Source organism: uncultured Phascolarctobacterium sp. (assembly GCF_902463975.1).
Taxonomy (GTDB): domain Bacteria; phylum Bacillota; class Negativicutes; order Acidaminococcales; family Acidaminococcaceae; genus Phascolarctobacterium_A.
In genome coordinates, this window is sequence record NZ_CABQHJ010000013.1 from 1 (window position 1) to 17,589 (window position 17,589).

Annotated in this window: 16 protein-coding genes and 1 other annotated feature; of the genes, 14 read left to right on the plus strand and 2 right to left on the minus strand. The window is 47.6% G+C overall.

The features are described 5' to 3' along the window. Positions 1–79: 79 nt before the first annotated feature. Both RDW05_RS05215 and RDW05_RS05220 read right to left on the minus strand, forming a co-directional pair. Positions 80–334: a DUF2442 domain-containing protein gene (locus RDW05_RS05215; RefSeq protein WP_307978103.1), complete on the minus strand. Its 255-nt coding sequence runs from the start codon at positions 332–334 to the stop codon at positions 80–82. A 366-nt stretch (positions 335–700) separates the two neighbouring features. Continuing rightward, positions 701–1,903 (minus strand): Fic family protein, encoded by a 1,203-nt coding sequence (locus RDW05_RS05220; protein WP_307978104.1) that lies wholly within the window; start codon positions 1,901–1,903, stop codon positions 701–703. A 422-nt stretch (positions 1,904–2,325) separates the two neighbouring features. Next, positions 2,326–2,585, plus strand: a binding site (T-box leader). Positions 2,586–2,671: 86 nt separating this feature from the next. Between RDW05_RS05220 and metA the strand changes: the two genes are divergently transcribed. From metA to RDW05_RS05290, 14 genes are all read left to right on the plus strand, one after another. Beyond that, positions 2,672–3,682 (plus strand): homoserine O-succinyltransferase, encoded by a 1,011-nt coding sequence (gene metA / locus RDW05_RS05225; RefSeq protein WP_009145640.1) that lies wholly within the window; start codon positions 2,672–2,674, stop codon positions 3,680–3,682. 33 nt (positions 3,683–3,715) lie between these two features. Beyond that, positions 3,716–5,005, plus strand: coding sequence for an O-acetylhomoserine aminocarboxypropyltransferase/cysteine synthase (locus RDW05_RS05230; RefSeq protein WP_307978105.1), 1,290 nt, complete (start codon positions 3,716–3,718; stop codon positions 5,003–5,005). Positions 5,006–5,187: 182 nt separating this feature from the next. Next, positions 5,188–5,547 carry a DRTGG domain-containing protein gene (locus RDW05_RS05235; protein ID WP_246869400.1) on the plus strand — a complete coding sequence of 120 codons (360 nt, stop codon included), beginning with the start codon at positions 5,188–5,190 and terminating at the stop codon, positions 5,545–5,547. A 5-nt stretch (positions 5,548–5,552) separates the two neighbouring features. Further along, complete coding sequence (locus tag RDW05_RS05240; protein ID WP_307978106.1) at positions 5,553–5,996, plus strand: anti-sigma regulatory factor; 444 nt, start codon at positions 5,553–5,555, stop codon at positions 5,994–5,996. Positions 5,997–6,057: 61 nt separating this feature from the next. Then, positions 6,058–7,404: a [Fe-Fe] hydrogenase large subunit C-terminal domain-containing protein gene (locus RDW05_RS05245; protein WP_307978107.1), complete on the plus strand. Its 1,347-nt coding sequence runs from the start codon at positions 6,058–6,060 to the stop codon at positions 7,402–7,404. Next, a complete protein-coding gene (locus tag RDW05_RS05250; RefSeq protein ID WP_307978108.1) occupies positions 7,394–7,747 on the plus strand; it encodes a serine kinase in 354 nt (117 codons plus the stop codon). Before RDW05_RS05245 ends, RDW05_RS05250 begins: the two co-directional genes overlap by 11 nt. A 3-nt stretch (positions 7,748–7,750) precedes the next feature. After that, on the plus strand, positions 7,751–8,521 hold the full coding sequence (locus RDW05_RS05255) for a PHP domain-containing protein (protein ID WP_307978109.1): 771 nt from the start codon (positions 7,751–7,753) through the stop codon (positions 8,519–8,521). Between the two features lie 114 nt (positions 8,522–8,635). Continuing rightward, positions 8,636–9,145: an NADH-quinone oxidoreductase subunit NuoE gene (gene nuoE, locus RDW05_RS05260; RefSeq protein ID WP_293722718.1), complete on the plus strand. Its 510-nt coding sequence runs from the start codon at positions 8,636–8,638 to the stop codon at positions 9,143–9,145. 1 nt (position 9,146) lies between these two features. Beyond that, positions 9,147–9,698: an ATP-binding protein gene (locus RDW05_RS05265; RefSeq protein ID WP_307978110.1), complete on the plus strand. Its 552-nt coding sequence runs from the start codon at positions 9,147–9,149 to the stop codon at positions 9,696–9,698. A gap of 4 nt (positions 9,699–9,702) precedes the next feature. Continuing rightward, complete coding sequence (locus RDW05_RS05270; protein ID WP_009145649.1) at positions 9,703–10,071, plus strand: ferredoxin; 369 nt, start codon at positions 9,703–9,705, stop codon at positions 10,069–10,071. A 78-nt stretch (positions 10,072–10,149) separates the two neighbouring features. Beyond that, a complete protein-coding gene (gene nuoF / locus RDW05_RS05275; RefSeq protein WP_307978111.1) occupies positions 10,150–11,940 on the plus strand; it encodes an NADH-quinone oxidoreductase subunit NuoF in 1,791 nt (596 codons plus the stop codon). 14 nt (positions 11,941–11,954) lie between these two features. Further along, positions 11,955–13,679: an NADH-dependent [FeFe] hydrogenase, group A6 gene (locus RDW05_RS05280; RefSeq protein WP_374111012.1), complete on the plus strand. Its 1,725-nt coding sequence runs from the start codon at positions 11,955–11,957 to the stop codon at positions 13,677–13,679. A 425-nt stretch (positions 13,680–14,104) separates the two neighbouring features. After that, complete coding sequence (locus RDW05_RS05285; protein WP_293722725.1) at positions 14,105–15,643, plus strand: succinate CoA transferase; 1,539 nt, start codon at positions 14,105–14,107, stop codon at positions 15,641–15,643. Between the two features lie 263 nt (positions 15,644–15,906). After that, on the plus strand, positions 15,907–17,556 hold the full coding sequence (locus RDW05_RS05290; RefSeq protein ID WP_293690594.1) for a methylmalonyl-CoA mutase: 1,650 nt from the start codon (positions 15,907–15,909) through the stop codon (positions 17,554–17,556). Positions 17,557–17,589 lie beyond the last annotated feature (33 nt).

Sequence of the window (17,589 nt, forward strand, 5' to 3'; positions counted from 1 at the left end):
CATAAATTTGCTTGCTGAAATTATCCATAGTTGCGAGTCCCTCCTTACTAATCTTACATTAGAAAATTTAAGTAGCAGCTTAAATAACCTGCAAAGGAAGGCTGCACTCATATAAATATTCCGGTGCAATATCAATTTCATCGCTCCAAGCTACGGAACCACAATCAGCCTTAGCTGTTAGGAAAAAACTGAGATTGTTCAATGGTTTGTAGATTGCTTTGGCAAGAAGTGGGCGAGCATCAAAGAGCTTCTTTTCACTGCTGGCAAAGGTTAAGATCAGCGTATAATCTTTTTGTGGTTGTACGTTGGTGACTACCCATACTGGCGTTTTCATAATCGTGGTCACTCCTTTTAACGCAATGGTTCGATTTTGTATAAGGTTTTTTCGTTAATTATAATATTTGCTCCAGCAAAATACAACATAAGGTGCTTAAGAAAAAAAGCAGTACACATAGCATACGGAAGTTCCGGATACCGTAGGTACTGCTAAATACTACCGACATGAGCCGGTAGGCCCTGCTTATTTTGTTGTCAATGTGAAGCTAAGATAAGTATAAATTAAAGGGTAGATTTGGACTAGTTCAAGTAAATTAATGTAATAGCAAACCCATAAAATGTAATAATTCTTAATCAAGCACAAAATTTGGACTAGGTCGATCCAACCACAAGTAATGGACTAATGCAAAAATCTCGCTCTTAATTATTTAAACATCAAAAGGTTTAACTTGTAATACTTGACTCTGTTGACAGTAGTAATTAGCAAATGTTCCCTAGGCATTGACTCAAGGCGTATTTTTATAGTTTTTTGAGATTTGTCAGTCATTTTTACTAGTTGAGCCATCGGGACACCTTGACCATAAAATAAAGCTGCCTGCAAGAGAATGTAGTAAATATTTTGCAGTAAATCATCATCACTGATAAATTTATCAACTTTAGCTCTGTATGTTTCCAACTGAGCCTCTTTACGTTGAAGTACTGCAATTGTATCATTGAAAGTAGATAACAAGAGTCGCATAAAGCCAGTGACAAACGGAGTCATATCGCCTCTATTTCTTTCACTGTCAGCTTCCTTGAAAAGAGCGTAATAAGTTGCACGATTTTTCTTTATAAAAATAGATAACCTTAATGAAGCTAATGGATGGAAGTGTTTAGATAGAAAATAAGAAGTAATAAATCTATCCGTTCTGCCATTACCATCATAAAAGGGATGGATATAAGCGAAAAAATAATGGAATATACTTACCCTAACAAGTAATGGAACGCTTTCATCGTTTAAAAGCTCCAAAGCATAATGCATTAAACTTATAATTTTTTCTTCAGGCATAACTCCTTGATGAATGGTTTTGCCAGTACCTGAATCAATATCAACAGAAAACTTTCGGAATAATTTACCGTCTAATTCGTTGTCAGGATTTTCTGCAATAACTTCAGCATGTGCAAAATCATCGTAAAAAGCTCTTACGTCTTCACATGTTTTGAATTCTATATCCGTTCTCCCCAGCAAATCTTGGTACTTATGAATTACTGAAGTGAAACGTGCCGAACGTGGTGCCGTACCGTCAATGATATCCCGCAATTCTTTCCTTGTGCTATGGATACCTTCTATTTCATTGGTAGATTTAACTTCTTCAAGTATAGATAATAACGTAAATTGGTCTAATACTACATTAGGTACAGAATGTATTACATACAGCAGCGTTTCGTATGATTTGTATATTTGCTCCGTGAGCAACGCTATTTCTTGCGTGTAAATGAGAAATGCTGAATAAGTATTTTTGCGATTATATTCTTTGATGGGCATATCAAAATGTTGGGTAAAAGGTGCGGCATAGCGTTTTGAATACTCTAATTCATAGCCGCTTTCGTTGGTGTAATATACTTTTTTTAGTGGTTCGTATTTCATATTTACTCCTAACGTCTTTGGTAAAAAAGGCCGATTTTCCAAAAGACAGCAAACGTCTTTGGTAAAAAGGGCCGATTTTCCAAAAGACAGCAAACGTCTTTGGTAAAAAAGGCCAATTTTCCAAAAGACAATTAAAATCTTGCGAATTGATGTGCATACCGTAGAAAGAAGATATTAACGGCATACTGTTTTCTCTCCTTTAATTATAATATTTGCTCCAGTAAAATACAACATAAGGTACTGAACAAAAAAGCAGTACACATAGCATTCGGAACTTCCGGATACCGTAGGTATTACCAATTTTGTGCAAATTTCTGTAACCTACTTTACAAAATCTGCGCTATACACTTTTTCTACGAGAAAACTGCAACTTTTTGTTGACAGTTACAAAGAATTACTGTATTATCATGCACATAACTTAATAATGGGCGATGAAGAGAAGAGTAAATGTACGAGCCTGGCAAAGAGAGCCTTCATAATGGTGCAAGAAGGAGCAGGTGGTGACATTGAAGATGGTCTTGGAGCCGATGGGCTGAGATGCTTGCATTTAGGCCGTCCGGGTGCGCCCGTTACAGTGCTGGAGTATTAAAGGGTAAACAACCCCTGCGTACTTGATGAGGTCTGTGTGGTGACATATGGATGAATTAGGGTGGTATCACGAAGCAACGCTTTCGTCCCTGTATTTTTACAGGAACGGAAGCTTTTTTATTGCTCTTCCTCCTGTAGCAAGTCGAAAATCTAAGTTAGGAAATGTAGGAGGAACAAACAATGCCGATTAAAATCAATGACCATTTATCCGCTATCTGCCAACTGCAGGAGGAAGGAATTTTTACCATGACAGAGCAGCGTGCGACAACGCAACGTATTCGTCCGCTGAAGGTGTGCGTGCTGAATCTGATGCCGCTGAAGAAGCCGACTGAAATTCAGCTGCTGCGTCTTTTGGGCAATTCTCCGCTGCAGATAGAGGTTGATTTCTGCCGTACTGTGAGCCGTGAAACTACGCATACCGATAATTCGTATCTTGACCGTGCTTATCTGGAGTTTGACGATGTTAAGGACCGCTATTACGATGCGTTCTTGATGACGGGTGCGCCTGTAGAAACTATTCCCTTTGAAGCTGTCGATTACTGGAAGGAAATCGAAGCTTATCTTGATTGGGCGGAATATCACTGTTATTCTACGATGACACTTTGTTGGGGCGCGCAGGCTGCCTTGTATCATTATTACGGCGTAAACAAAACGATTTTGCCGGCGAAGATGTTTGGCATCTTCCCCTACGGCCTGACGGTGAAAAATCATCCGCTGCTGCGTGGCTTTGACGACAGATACTTTATTCCGCAGTCACGTCATACCGCAGTTGATGATGATGCGATTGATGCCTGTAAGGCACTGCAGGTGCTGTCACGTTCGGTAGAAAACGGCATCAACATTTGTGCGACCAAGGATTTGCGCCGCATCTTCGTTTTAGGTCATTTCGAATATGATCGCTATACTTTGGCTAATGAATATTTCCGCGATAAGAAAAAGAATTTGCCGATTGATTTGCCGGAGTTTTACTTCCCTGATGGCGATACAACGCAGGAGCCGGTATTTAAATGGCGCAGCTACGCGCATCTGTTCTATATGAACTGGCTGAACATCGTTTACCAGGATACGCCGTATGATTTGCACGAACTGGCACCGGCGAGCGGTAACAAGTTGGATAAGGCTTTGGGCGAATATAACAAAATTCTTTTGCAGCTGCAGCGCATGGGTGCCGCAATTCCTGCTAACCAATAATATAATGATAAATTGTTAAAGGAGCGATAGAAAATGAGTGATTTTAAGATTAATACAAAATGCTTAGTAGGCGGTTACAAACCTGGTAACGGCGAACCGCGTCAGATTCCTATTATCCAATCCACTACATTTAAGTATGATACTAGCGAGGCGATGGGCAAGCTGTTCGACCTGGAGGCTACAGGCTATTTTTACTCCCGCCTGCAAAACCCGACCTGCGATTTCGTAGCAGCTAAGATTGCGGAGCTGGAGGGCGGTGCTGCAGCAATGCTCACTTCTTCCGGTCAGGCAGCTAACTTCTTTGCCCTGTTCAACATCTGCGAGGCGGGCAGCCATATTGTTGCTTCTTCTTCGATTTACGGCGGCAGCTATAATCTGATTGACGTAACGCTGGCGAAGATGGGTGTAACAGTGACCTTTGTTTCTCCAGATGCTACGAACGAGGAGCTGGACGCTGCTTTTCAGGACAATACCAAGGCTGTGTTTGGCGAAATTATCGCTAACCCTGCATTGACGGTGCTGGATATTGAAAAGTTTGCCAACGCTGCGCATCGTCATGGTTTGCCTCTGATCGTGGATAACACCTTCCCGACACCGATTAACTGCCGCCCGCTGGAATGGGGTGCAGACATCGTAACGCATTCCACGACGAAGTATATGGATGGCCATGCTGCCTGCCTAGGCGGTGCGATTATCGACGGCGGCAAGTTCGACTGGCTGGCGCATGCCGACAAGTTCCCCGGTCTGTGCGCACCGGATGAATCCTATCACGGAATTACCTACGCTGAAAAGTTTGGCAAGGAGGGGGCTTTTATTACCAAGGCAACGGCGCAGCTGATGCGTGATTTCGGCGCTATGCAGTCGCCGCAAAGCGCGTTCATCCTGAATCTTGGCTTGGAATCGCTGCATGTGCGTATGCCACGCCATGTAGAAAACGCTCAGGCTATAGCGGAATTTTTGGAGCAGCAGCCGCAGGTGGAATATGTCAATTACCCCGGACTGAAGTCCAATAAATATTATGCTTTGGCGCAAAAATATCTGGGCAACGGCGGCTGTGGTGTAGTTTCCTTCAACCTGAAGGGAGGACGCAAGGCGGCGGAAGAATTCATGAAGCGCTTGCAGCTGGCGGCAATCGAAACGCATGTTGCCGACGCGCGTACCTGCTGCCTGAATCCTGCAACTACAACGCATCGTCAGATGACGGATGAGCAGCTGGCGGTGGCCGGTATTCCTGCAGGCTTGGTGCGTTTGTCCTGCGGTTTAGAGGATAAGGAAGATTTGCTGGCGGATTTGCAGCAGGCACTGGCAGGTATTACAGAGTAAATCCAGTAGCTTTTATAATGAATTTTGAAGGCTGGTCCTGTGGGCCGGTCTTCTTTTTTGCGTAGTTATGCTATACTATTTATTTACATCTTGCGTATTAAAGTGTACAATAAATGTAATCAAGTCTGGCAAAAAACAGATATTTTGCTTAGATAAAGCTGTAATAAATGGAGGAAGGGGCTATGTGTATGGATTTGTATAATGTACAAAAGCTGCTGCAGGCCAAGATTCTGACCGGCAGCGAGCTGATGCACCGCCAAATTGAGTCCTGCTGCGGCAGTGACATGATGAGCGATGTTCTGGCCTTTACCAAACGCAACACCTTGCTGTGCACGGGACTGACTAATATGCAGGTAGTGCGCACCGCCGATATGACGGAGCTGAGCGCGCTGGTATTTGTGCGTGGAAAGGTGCCTGATGCTGATATTGTGGCAGCGGCGGCGGAAAACAATCTGCCGGTTCTGGCTACCGATTATACCTTATTTGAAGCCTGCGGCATTCTTTACGGAGCAGGTATCCGTGGCTGCAGCAAAAAGGAGTAAGCAAAATGACAGACAGTAAATCAGTAAAATTAGCCTTTGACTGCGTCGGCGGCGATTTTGAGCGCGCAGGCGAAGCCTCTTCTAGAATAAAAAAGATGCTGCAGCGCCTAGGCATTCCGGCAGATATTGTACGCCGTATTGCCATCGGCACCTATGAGGCGGAAATGAATGTTATCATTCATGCCGGCGGCGGCAATGTAGCGGCCGAGGTTTTCTCGGATGTTACGGTTATTACTGTAACCGACCACGGCCCCGGCATCCCTGATATCAACAAGGCCTTGCAGGAGGGCTGGTCTACTGCGCCTGATTATGTGCGTCAGATGGGCTTTGGCGCCGGCATGGGCCTGCCTAATATGGTAAAGTGCTCCGATAAGTTTGATATTCAGTCCAAGGTGGGTGAAGGAACCTGCATTACGATGCAGTTCAAGCACCAGAGCGAGGATTTATAAGAGATTTTAAGAAACGAGGTGATACGCAATGGCTCCTCAACCAACAACATATTTCCATTCAGTGGAATTGCAGCGGAATAAATGTCAGGGCTGCGTATCCTGCGTCAAGCTGTGTCCGACAGAGGCCATCCGCGTACGCAACGGCAAGGCAGAGATTTTGGGAGACCGCTGTATTGACTGCGGTGCCTGCGCTGCAGGCTGCCCCTATCATGCCTTTAACGTGAAAACCGACACGCTGGAGGGCCTGGCCGATTATGCTTATAATATTGTGCTGCCTGCACCTTCTCTGTATGCGCAGTTCCCGGATAATATCCCGCTGGAAAGCATTTGGCAGGGATTGCATAATATAGGCTTTGACGAAATTTTTGATGTTTCACTGGCTTCGGAGTATATCGCTCTGGAAATAGAAGAATATGTAAAAAAGAACAGCAACGGACGCAAGCCGTTGATTTCATCTACCTGCCCCGCAGTTATGCGCCTGATTCAGGTTAAGTTCCCCGAGCTGATTAAGCAGGTAGTACCCGTGCTGCCGCCGGTGGAGGCTGCGGCGATTTACGTGAAGCGTGAAGCGGCGGCGCGCAAGCAGCTGCCTGCGGAGCTGATTGGTGTATGGTTTATTTCACCCTGTCCGTCTAAGGAAACTAATATCCGCCAGTCGGTAGATGTGCACCATACAGAGCTGACAGGCAGCTTCAGCCTGTCGGAGATTTACGGACTGCTGCTGAAGAATCTTGGCGGCACGCATGAGCTGAATGTGCGCACCGGTTCCTCCTATGGCATGGCCTGGGGAACCTATGGCGGCGAAATAGAAAGCGCCGGTATTACCAACGGTCTGGCAATTCATGGGATTGATAATGTGTATGACCTGCTGGAGCAGGTTTCTATGAATAAAATGCCGCAGCTTGATTATGTGGAGTGCAGTGCCTGCAAAGGAGGTTGCCTAGGCGGTCTTTTGGCAGCAGAAAACAAGTTCGTGGCCGAATGCAATCTGCGCAGGCGTATCGCAGGCCTGCGGGAGCAGGAGCCGGCGGACAGGCGTGAGGCGATGGCGCGCACGATGGTGCTGGAGGACTTCCCGCATTCGGAGGCCTATCGCAAGAAGCTGGTAGCGCGTCCGATGATGCAGCTTGATGATGACATCATGGAAGCTATGAAAAAGTTTGAACGTATGGAAGAGGTGCTTTGCTCCTTGCCAGGTCTGGACTGCGGTGCCTGCGGTGCACCCAGCTGCCAGGGACTGGCGGAGGATATCGTGCAGGGCAAGGCGCACGAAATAGATTGTATTTTTAAATTGCGTGCCAGTGTACATAAATTGTCACAGGGCATGCTGGAGCTGGCTAAGCAGATACCTATTTATCACGAGCCGGCAGAAATAAATAAAACGGAGGCAGACAACGATGAAGGTTAAAGAAATGATTGAGAAGCTTGATTTGAAGCTTCTGACTAAGGATGTAAGCGAGGATGCTTTATATGCAGAGGTAGAAGGCGGTTATGCTTCCGATTTATTGAGTAATGCAATGGGCCAGGGTCAGCCCGGTATGGTTTGGGTAACGATGCAGGGACATCAGAATGTTGCTGCGGTTGCTTCGCTGATTGGCTTTGCGGCAGTTATTGTAGCTGGCGATGGTCCGGTAGCAGAGGATACACTGCATAAGGCAAATCTGAATGATGTTGTTATTGCGGCAACCGAAGCGCCTGCCTTTGAGGTTATCGGCAAGCTGTATGCATTGGGTGTTGGCAAGAAGGACTAAGCAATGCAGACAGTTCTGGCGGATTTACATGTACATACGCTGCTTTCGCCCTGTGCTGAGGTAGAAATGACACCGCATCACATTGTGATGCGTGCCGCCGAGTATGGCATTGGCGCGGTTGCGATTACCGACCATAACGCCGGTGCCAATGTGCCGGCTGCGCTGGAGGCAGCGCAGCGCTACGGCGTGAAGGTATTTCCCGGTATGGAAGTGGAAAGCAGTGAAGAAGCGCATATTGTGGCGCTGTTTGATACGCTGGAGCAGCTGCAGAGATGGCAGCTGCTGGTTGATGAGCATATGAACGGTATGCTGAATGATGCAGAACGTTTCGGTGCTCAGTATGTAGTAGATGCCGAGGACGAGTTTGTGCGCGAGGAGCAGCGTCTGCTGCATGCACCGCTGTCGCTGACTGCGGCGCAGGTGGTGCGGCAGGTTGATGCTTTGGGTGGCCTTACCATTGCCGCTCATATCGACCGTCCTTCCTACAGCATTCTGGGACAGCTGGGTTTTATTGAGCCGGACTTTGGCTTTGCTGCTGCCGAAATATCCGATGCGGGCTGGCGTCGCAAGCTGCAGTCGAAGCTGCAGCGTTTGGCAGGCTATCTGCCTTTTATTACGAATTCCGATGCACATAATATTTATGATTTTGTACAGGGTCCGAAAAATTTACTCCAGGTGGAGAAATTAACGATAGCAGAGCTGAAATTGGCGCTGGCAGGCAAAGGGATGCGTAATGTCCTGCCGGGACAATTTTCAGATTTTTGTAAAGAATAGCACAAATAGAGTACACTATATAGCGAAAATAACATAAATAGTATTGTGTATTTGCTTGCGAAATGGTATACTGAGTTGGTAAGTTTACAAAAAATCCTTTAGAGGAGGGGTAGTATGAATAATAGTGAAAACCGTCTTGAGCGTAAATGCAGCTGCTGCGGCGGCGAAAATCCGGAAAAGCAGCGTATTGATGCTATTCTGGAAAAATACGCAGATGTTAAGGGACCGCTGATTCCTATTCTGCAGGAAGTGCAGAACCTGTACAACTATTTGCCTAAGGATGTACTGGAGTATATTGCCGATAAAACAGGTACGCCGATTTCCGAAATTTACGGCGTAGTAACCTTTTATTCATTGTTCCATCTTAATCCGCGCGGACGCAATGTTATTCGCGTCTGCCAGGGTACTGCCTGCCATGTGCGTGGCGGCAAAACAATTCTGCAGGCCTTGGAAAAGCAGCTGGGTATTAAGGCCGGACATACGACCGACGACCTGCGCTTTACCCTGGAAACTGTAGCCTGCATCGGTGCCTGCGGCTTGGCACCGGTTATGCAGATTAACGATGATACGCATGGACGCCTGACTACCGATAAGCTGGCAGGCATTCTGGCAAGGTATAAATAAAATGCGGGAGCTGGCATTACACATCTTGGATATAGCCCAAAATTCTGTGGCTGCCGGTGCCCGTCACATCTGGCTGACTGTCAGCGAAAATGAACAGGGGTACTTTGTTTTCAGCGTCCGCGATGACGGAAAGGGCATGGATAGCGAGATGCTGCAGCGGGTGCGCGACCCCTTTGTTACCAGCCGTACTACCAGAAAGGTAGGCATGGGAATTCCCTTTATCGATATGGTTACGCAGCAATGCGGCGGACATTTGGAGCTGCGGTCTGCGCCCGGAAAGGGAACTGCGTTGACTGCATATTTTGCGGCAGATAATATTGACCGGCCACCGCTGGGAGATATTGTGAGCAGTGTGCAGGTGCTGTTGGCGGGGGCGCCGCAGCTGGAGCTGGAATTTGCCTATAACGGCGCCAACGGCTCGCTGGTGTTCAGAACGCAGGAGGTCAGAGAAATATTAGGCGAAGCGTGTGACTTTGCCAATCCTGAAATATATGCCTGGCTGGGTGCTTATTTAAAGGAGCAGCTGGCACAGGTGCAGGGTGAGGAGGTATAAACGAATGAAAAGCTTAGCGGATTTACACGCTTTGAGAGATAAACTGAAGGCAGATATCAAGCTGCGTCAGAGCTCAGGTACAAAAATTATTGTAGGTATGGGTACCTGCGGCATTGCTGCCGGTGCGCGCGAGGTTATGAGCGCTATCCTGCAGGAGCTGAACAAGCGTCATTTATTTGATGTTCAGGTACAGCAGACAGGCTGCATCGGTATGTGCGAAAAAGAGGTGCTCGTGGACGTAGTGCGTCCGGGTGAAGCACGAATTACCTATGGCAAGGTAACCCCGGAGGATGTTCCCAAAATTATCGCAGAGCATGTGGTAAACGGTCACATTGTGGAAGAGCTTGTCGTAGGCAGGCTGGATCAGGAATAAGCCGCAGGCAGGGTACACAGCAGTTGGAGAAGCTGATGTATCATAGCTTGTAAACAAAACAGGTGGAGGAAAAATATTATGCAGCATATAAGAGCTCACGTTTTAGTGTGTGGCGGTACGGGCTGTAAGGCTAACGGCTCGAAGGAAATCCAGCTGACTTTTGCCAGAGAGCTGCAAAAGTTCGGCCTGCAGGATGAGGTGATGGTTGTTGAAACAGGCTGCCATGGCTTCTGCGAGCACGGACCGCTGGTTATCGTTTATCCGGAAGGTACCTTCTATTGCAGTGTAAAGCCGGAGGACGTTAAAACCATCGTTGAAGAACATTTATATAAAGGACGCATCGTGCAGCGTCTGCTTTATCGTGAACCCATCAATCAGGAGCAGGTTCCGCGTTATTCGGAAATCGGCTTCTACAAAAAGCAGCATCGTCTGGTATTGGCTAACTGCGGCGCTATCAATCCGGAAGCTATTGAAGAATATATCGCCGTAGGCGGTTATGAGGCATTGGCTAAGGCTGTTACGCAGATGACTCCGCAGGAGGTTGTGGACGAGGTAAAAAAATCCGGCCTGCGCGGTCGTGGTGGCGGCGGCTTCCCGACCGGTATGAAATGGCAGTTTGCCAAAAACTCCGAGAGCGATAAAAAATATGTTATCTGTAATGCGGACGAGGGCGACCCAGGCGCATTTATGGATCGCAGCGTTCTGGAGGGTGACCCGCACCGTGTATTGGAAGGCATGGCTATCTGCGGTTATGCTATGGGTGCGGATGAAGGCTATATCTATGTACGTGCGGAATATCCGCTGGCTATCAAACGCTTGCGTACTGCCATTGCTCAGGCTGAAGAAATGGGTCTGTTAGGTGAGCATATTTTTGAAAGCGATTTCAGCTTTACTATTCATATCAAAGAGGGTGCCGGTGCCTTCGTCTGCGGCGAAGAAACTGCCCTGATGGCTTCTATCGAAGGCAAGCGCGGTATGCCACGCCCGCGTCCGCCTTTCCCTGCGGTCAGCGGCCTGTGGGGCAAGCCGACGAACATCAACAACGTAGAAACCTTTGCTAACGTGGCGCAGATTATCGTTAACGGTGCAGACTGGTACTGCCAGCTTGGTACCGAAAAATCCAAAGGCACCAAGGTTTTCGCTTTGACCGGCAAAATCAATAACACCGGTCTGGCAGAGGTGCCGATGGGTATTACCATGCGCGAGATTATCTATGATATCGGCGGCGGTATTACCAACGGCAAAAAGTTTAAGGCTGTACAGATCGGCGGTCCTTCCGGCGGCTGCTTGCCCGAAAGCATGCTGGATTTGCCGGTAGATTATGATTCTCTGATTGCTGCCGGTGCTATGATGGGCAGCGGCGGTCTGGTTGTTATGGATGAGGATACCTGCATGGTTGACGTTGCCAAGTTCTTCCTGAACTTTACGCAGTCGGAATCCTGCGGCAAATGTACTCCCTGCCGCGAAGGCACGAAGCGTATGCTGGAAATCCTTACCCGTATTACGGAAGGCCAGGGACGTGAGGGCGATATCGAGCTTTTGGAAAATCTGGCCAAGAATATCAAGGAAACAGCTTTGTGCGGCTTAGGACAAACCGCTCCTAACCCTGTTTTGAGCACCTTGAAATATTTCAGAGATGAATATGAGGCGCATATCAAAGAGAAGCGCTGTCCTGCAGGCGTCTGCGAAAAGATGCTGCATTACGAAATCAGCGATGCCTGCCGCGGCTGCGGTCTGTGTGCACGTCAGTGCCCGGTACAGGCTATCAGCGGTTCGCCGAAAGCAAAACATGTTATTGACCAGAACAAATGCATTAAATGCGGTGCCTGCATGACGGCGTGTCCGTTTAAGGCAATCAGCAAGGCATAAGGAGGGGACTGATGATGCAGATGGTTAATTTAACAATAGATGGAAAACAGATTCAGGCCCCGGCAGGCTCCAGTGTACTGGAGGCTGCACGCAGCGCGGGTATTTATATTCCTACGCTGTGCTACCACCCGGACCTGCGTCCGGAGGGTGCCTGCCGCCTGTGTATGGTAGAGGCCAGCGGTGCGCGTACTATGGTTGCTTCCTGCGTATATCCTGTAAGCGAGGGTATGGTAGTAAAAACTAATACCTCCAAGGTACGCGAAGCGCGTAAAACAGTACTGGAGCTGCTTTTGACCAATCACCCGAAGGACTGCCTGTGCTGCCAGAAGAACGGCGACTGCGAGCTGCAGAAAATTGCTGCTGACTTGGGCGTGCGTAAGCTCCGCTTCGAGGGTGGCGAAACAAGGGCGCGTACTATTGATAACAGCAATCCGTCGCTGGTACGCGATCAGGAAAAATGCATTCTCTGCGGTCGCTGCATCCGTGTTTGCCGTGATGTGCAGGGTATGAGCGTTTACAGCTTTGCCGGCCGTGGCTTCAACACCATGGTATCTACAGCCTTTGAGCATGATTTGCTCAACAGTGCCTGCACCTACTGCGGCCAGTGCGCCGATGTCTGCCCGACGGGTGCTATCGTGGAAAAGGATGATACAGACAAGGTTTGGGATGCAATCAACAATCCTGACAAGGTCGTTGTAGTACAGACAGCTCCGTCCGTGCGTGTTGCCCTGGGCGAGGAGCTGGGCATTCCAGCAGGTCAGGTTGTTACAGGTAAAATGGTTGCGGCATTGCGTCATTTAGGCTTTGACAAGGTTTTCGATACAAACTTCTCTGCCGACCTGACTATTATGGAGGAAGGCCATGAGTTCCTGCAGCGTCTGCAGAACGGCGGCGTACTGCCGATGATTACCTCCTGCAGCCCCGGCTGGGTAAATATGATTGAGCTGAAATATCCTGAGTTGCTGCCGCATCTTTCTACTGCCAAATCTCCGCAGCAGATGTTTGGCGCTGTTGCCAAAACATATTTTGCAGAACGTGCAGGCATTGATCCTGCGAAGATTGTCAGTGTATCGGTAATGCCCTGTACTGCGAAAAAAGCGGAGGCTGCACGTGAAGAAATGTGCGCCAGCGGTTATCGTGATGTAGATGTGGTTATTACTACACGTGAGCTGGGACGCATGATTCGCGAGGCTGGTATTGATTTTAATGCACTGGAGGAAGCAGAGTTCGATTCTCCGCTGGGAACCGGTACCGGTGCCGCAGTTATTTTCGGTACTACAGGCGGCGTTATGGAAGCGGCTTTGCGTACTGTGGCCGAGGTTGTTGCCGGCAAGGAGCTGCCGAAGCTTGAATATAATGAGGTACGCGGCATGGAGCAGACACGTGAGGCTGTTATTGATGTTGCAGGCACACCTGTGAAGGTTGCTGTAGTACATACACTTAAATCTGCTAAAATGATGCTGGAACGCATTAAAGCAGGTACAGCAGATTATCAGTTTATCGAGGTTATGGCCTGCCCTGGAGGCTGCATCGGCGGCGGCGGTCAGCCTGTTCCGGTTGATGCTTCTATCAGGCAGAAACGCCGTGAAGCGATTTTTAATTGTGACTGTACAAGCGAATTACGAAAATCGCACGAAAACCCGGAAATAAAATCACTTTATGATACTTGGTTAGGCAAACCTCTTTCTGAGAAGGCTCATAGTCTATTACATACACACTACCACGCGCAAAACCGTTAATTGTTCTATCTGGATAATACAAATCCCCCTTTTTTTCCTTGAAAAGAAGGGGGTGTTTTGTAAATTTGTAAAGAAAAAGCTTGCAGTGTTACAATTTTATTGGTATCATATATAGCGTTGAGTGCAATTTGCCTGCTATGTAAAACACAGGAAAAATTTGACAGAAAAAAGTGAAGTTTTTCTGAAAATGTGTTATAATTGTAGCAGATAGTAAAGAAGCCTTTGAAAAAATATTTATAGTACAAGCAGGAGTTTTCTCTTGTATGTCGAAATGACTATATAGTCAAGTATGAAATATTTGTGAAGAGCTTGATATACGGTAATATCTTATTCGTAATGCCGCAGGGTATTGCTGATAAGTTATATGCAAAAGGGTAATACCCTTATAAAAACTCAATGTCCTAATTAAAAGGAGGAAGGTAAACATGATCGATATTAAAGATCGCATTTGTGACGTAGTAGCTGACAAAGTGATGAGCGCTGAAGCTGCTGCAGAATTCGTAAAAGATGGTGACAATTTAGGTGTCAGCGGTTTTACCCCGTCTGGCTATCCGAAAGCTGTTCCTCTGGCTCTTGCTGAAAAGGGCAAAAAAACTCCTTTCAAAGTTAACGTTTGGACTGGCGCATCTGTTGGTCCTGAAATCGACCAAGCAATGGTTGAAGCTGACATCATTGACCGTCGTCTGCCTTACCAGACCAACGGCACCATGCGTAAAGCTATCAACGCTGGCAAAGTAAAATACGCTGATATTCATCTGTCTCACATGGCTCAAATGGTTCGCTATGGTTACATGGCTGGCCGTCCGACCGGTCCGGATGTTGCAATCGTTGAAGTTTGCAAAATCAACGACCTCGGCAATGGCATGGTTGGCTTGATTCCGACCACTTCCATGGGCAACAGCTCTTCCTATGTAGCTGGCGCTAAAAAGGTTATCGTTGAAGTTAACACCACTCAACCGGTAGGCCTGGAAGGCATGCATGACTCCTATATTCCTCTGGATCCCCCGAATCGTCAACCGATTCCTATCACCGCTCCGGAAGACCGCATCGGTACCACCTACATTCCTTGCGAAGTAGAAAAAATCGTTGCAGTAGTTCCTTGCGACCGTCCTGACATCGTTCGTCCGCTGGGCGAAATCGACGACGACGCTAAACATATGGGCGCTAACCTCGTTAACTTCCTGAAAAACGAAGTTAAAGAAGGCCGTCTGCCGAAAAACCTGCTGCCGCTGCAATCCGGCGTAGGTTCCGTTGCTAACGCAGTTATCAATGGTCTGGTTAACTCCGATTTCGAAGACCTGACCGTTTACACTGAGGTTATTCAAGATGGTATGTTCGACCTGATCGACGCTGGTAAACTCCGCGTTGCTTCCGGTACCGCTCTGACTCCGTCTCCTGAGTGCCAAAAGAAATTCTACGAGAACGTAGAACACTACAAAAAATACTTGCTGCTCCGTCCGCAAGAAATCTCCAACAGCCCTGAAGTTGCTCGTCGTATCGGCGTAATCGCAATGAACACCGCTATTGAAGTTGATATCTATGGTAACGTAAACTCCACCCATGTTTGCGGCACCAAGCTGATGAACGGTGTTGGCGGTTCCGGCGACTTCGCTCGTAACGGCTACCTGACCGTATTCTTCACCAACTCCCTGGCAAAAGGCGGCAAGATTTCTTCCGTAGTTCCGTTCTGCAGCCATATCGACCATGCTACCCTGGATGTTGACGTTATCGTTTCCGAACGTGGCGTTGCTGACCTGCGTGGCCTGAGCCCGAAAGAAAAAGCTCCGATCATCATCGATCAAATCGCTAACCCGAAATATCAACCTTGGCTGTATGATTACTTCAAACGCGCTTGCGAAGCTTGCGGCAACAGCCAAACCCCGCACATCCTGGCAGAAGCATTCGATTGCTACAAACTGTTTGCTGAAACCGGTTCCATGGAAGGCATGGTTGAAGGTAAATAATTTTAAAAAAACTTTGCGAAACCCCTTGTTAAGTTTTGCAAAATAGGTTAAACTATGTAATGTGCTTGCCGGTGGGTGAGATTCCCGCCGGCAGGTATATACAGACAAAGCCTCACCCAAGGCTTTGCCCAATAAATTCAGTTGACGAAGTCTCACCCTAGACTTTGCCATATATAGCCGTCATAGACGGAACACTCTCACCATCATTTCGGAACCGTCCAATCCGAAATATGAAACACAAATATTTTAAGGAGGATTTGAGAATGGCATTTGAAGAAATTAAAGCCGGTTTAGAGAAATATCATGCTGAAGTTGAAGCTAAACTGGTAAAAAACCCTGAACGCGCAAACCTGGTTCCTAACAGACTGTACACCCCGGTAGATCTTGGTGAAAACTTTGACTACATGACTAAACTGGGCTTCCCCGGTGAATATCCTTACACCCGTGGTGTTCAACCGACCATGTATCGTGGCCGTTTCTGGACCATGCGTATGTATGCTGGTTTCTCCACCGCTGAAGAATCCAACAAACGTTATCGTTACCTGCTGGCAAACGGTGGTTCTGGCCTGTCCTGCGCATTCGACCTGCCGACCCAGATCGGTTATGATTCCACCGATCCGATGGCTGAAGGCGAAGTTGGTAAAGTAGGCGTAGCTATCGACTCCCTGGCTGACATGGAAATCCTGTTTGACCAAATTTCCCTGGATAAAGTATCCACTTCTATGACCATCAACGCTCCTGCTTCCGTACTGCTGGCTATGTACATTGCAGTAGCTGAGAAACAAGGCGTTTCCGCTGACAAACTGCGTGGCACCATTCAGAACGATATTCTGAAAGAGTATGCTGCTCGCGGCACTTACATTTTCCCGCCGAAACCGTCCATGCGTTTGATCACCAACATTTTTGAATATTGCTCCAAGAACGTACCGCTGTGGAACACCATTTCCATCTCCGGTTACCATATCCGTGAAGCTGGTTCCACCGCTTCTCAGGAAATCGCATTCACCATTGCTGATGGTATCGCTTATGTAGAAGCTGCTATCAAAGCTGGTCTGGACGTTGACGCATTTGCAGGCCGTCTGTCCTTCTTCTGGAATGCTCATAACAACGTACTCGAAGAAGTTGCTAAATTCCGTGCTTCCCGTCGTGTATGGTCCAAAGTTATGAAAGAGCGTTTCGGTGCTAAAAAACCGAAATCCATGATGCTGCGTGTACATACCCAAACCGCTGGCTCCATGCTGACCGCTCAACAACCGAACAACAACATCGTTCGTGTTGCTCTGCAAACTGCTGCTGCTGTAATGGGTGGTACTCAATCCCTGCACACCAACTCCAAGGACGAAGCTTTGGCACTGCCGACCACTGAGTCTGTAACCATCGCTCTGCGTACCCAACAAATCGTTGCTTACGAATCCGGCCTGGCTGACACCGTTGATCCGTTGGGCGGCTCCTACTATGTAGAAGCTCTGACCGACAAGATCGAAGCTGAAGCTTGGGAATACATTAAGAAAATTGACGAAATCGGTGGCGCTCCTGAAGCTATCGCTAAAGGCTACATCCAAAAAGAAATCCAAGACTCTGCTTACAAATGGCAGATGGAAATCGAAAAAGGCGACCGTATCATCGTTGGCGTTAACAAATTCACTCAAGAAGAAGAAGCTCCGAAAAACCTGCTGCGCGTAGACGGTTCTGTAGGCAAGCTGCAAGCTGAAAAGATTGCTGCTCTGAAAGCTCGCCGTGACAACGCTGCTGTAGAAAAAGCACTGGCTGCTTTGGAAGCTGGCTGCGCAGATGAAAATGTAAACCTGATGCCTCTGATTCTGGATGCAGTTCGTGCATACGCAACCGAAGGCGAAATCTGCGGCGTTATGAGAAAAGTATTCGGTGAATACCAACCTCATACCACTCTCTAATTTGTAAACACAACCAATATACGGAGGTAAACT

Excerpts from the sequence above, each read along its gene's own strand:
- RDW05_RS05215 (WP_307978103.1), bottom strand. The coding sequence starts at position 334 with ATGAAAACGCCAGTATGGGTAGTCACCAACGTACAACCACAAAAAGAT.
- RDW05_RS05220 (WP_307978104.1), bottom strand. The coding sequence starts at position 1,903 with ATGAAATACGAACCACTAAAAAAAGTATATTACACCAACGAAAGCGGC.
- metA (WP_009145640.1), top strand. The coding sequence starts at position 2,672 with ATGCCGATTAAAATCAATGACCATTTATCCGCTATCTGCCAACTGCAG.
- RDW05_RS05230 (WP_307978105.1), top strand. The coding sequence starts at position 3,716 with ATGAGTGATTTTAAGATTAATACAAAATGCTTAGTAGGCGGTTACAAA.
- RDW05_RS05235 (WP_246869400.1), top strand. The coding sequence starts at position 5,188 with ATGTGTATGGATTTGTATAATGTACAAAAGCTGCTGCAGGCCAAGATT.
- RDW05_RS05240 (WP_307978106.1), top strand. The coding sequence starts at position 5,553 with ATGACAGACAGTAAATCAGTAAAATTAGCCTTTGACTGCGTCGGCGGC.
- RDW05_RS05250 (WP_307978108.1), top strand. The coding sequence starts at position 7,394 with ATGAAGGTTAAAGAAATGATTGAGAAGCTTGATTTGAAGCTTCTGACT.
- RDW05_RS05255 (WP_307978109.1), top strand. The coding sequence starts at position 7,751 with ATGCAGACAGTTCTGGCGGATTTACATGTACATACGCTGCTTTCGCCC.
- nuoE (WP_293722718.1), top strand. The coding sequence starts at position 8,636 with ATGAATAATAGTGAAAACCGTCTTGAGCGTAAATGCAGCTGCTGCGGC.
- RDW05_RS05265 (WP_307978110.1), top strand. The coding sequence starts at position 9,147 with ATGCGGGAGCTGGCATTACACATCTTGGATATAGCCCAAAATTCTGTG.
- RDW05_RS05270 (WP_009145649.1), top strand. The coding sequence starts at position 9,703 with ATGAAAAGCTTAGCGGATTTACACGCTTTGAGAGATAAACTGAAGGCA.
- nuoF (WP_307978111.1), top strand. The coding sequence starts at position 10,150 with ATGCAGCATATAAGAGCTCACGTTTTAGTGTGTGGCGGTACGGGCTGT.
- RDW05_RS05280 (WP_374111012.1), top strand. The coding sequence starts at position 11,955 with ATGCAGATGGTTAATTTAACAATAGATGGAAAACAGATTCAGGCCCCG.
- RDW05_RS05285 (WP_293722725.1), top strand. The coding sequence starts at position 14,105 with ATGATCGATATTAAAGATCGCATTTGTGACGTAGTAGCTGACAAAGTG.
- RDW05_RS05290 (WP_293690594.1), top strand. The coding sequence starts at position 15,907 with ATGGCATTTGAAGAAATTAAAGCCGGTTTAGAGAAATATCATGCTGAA.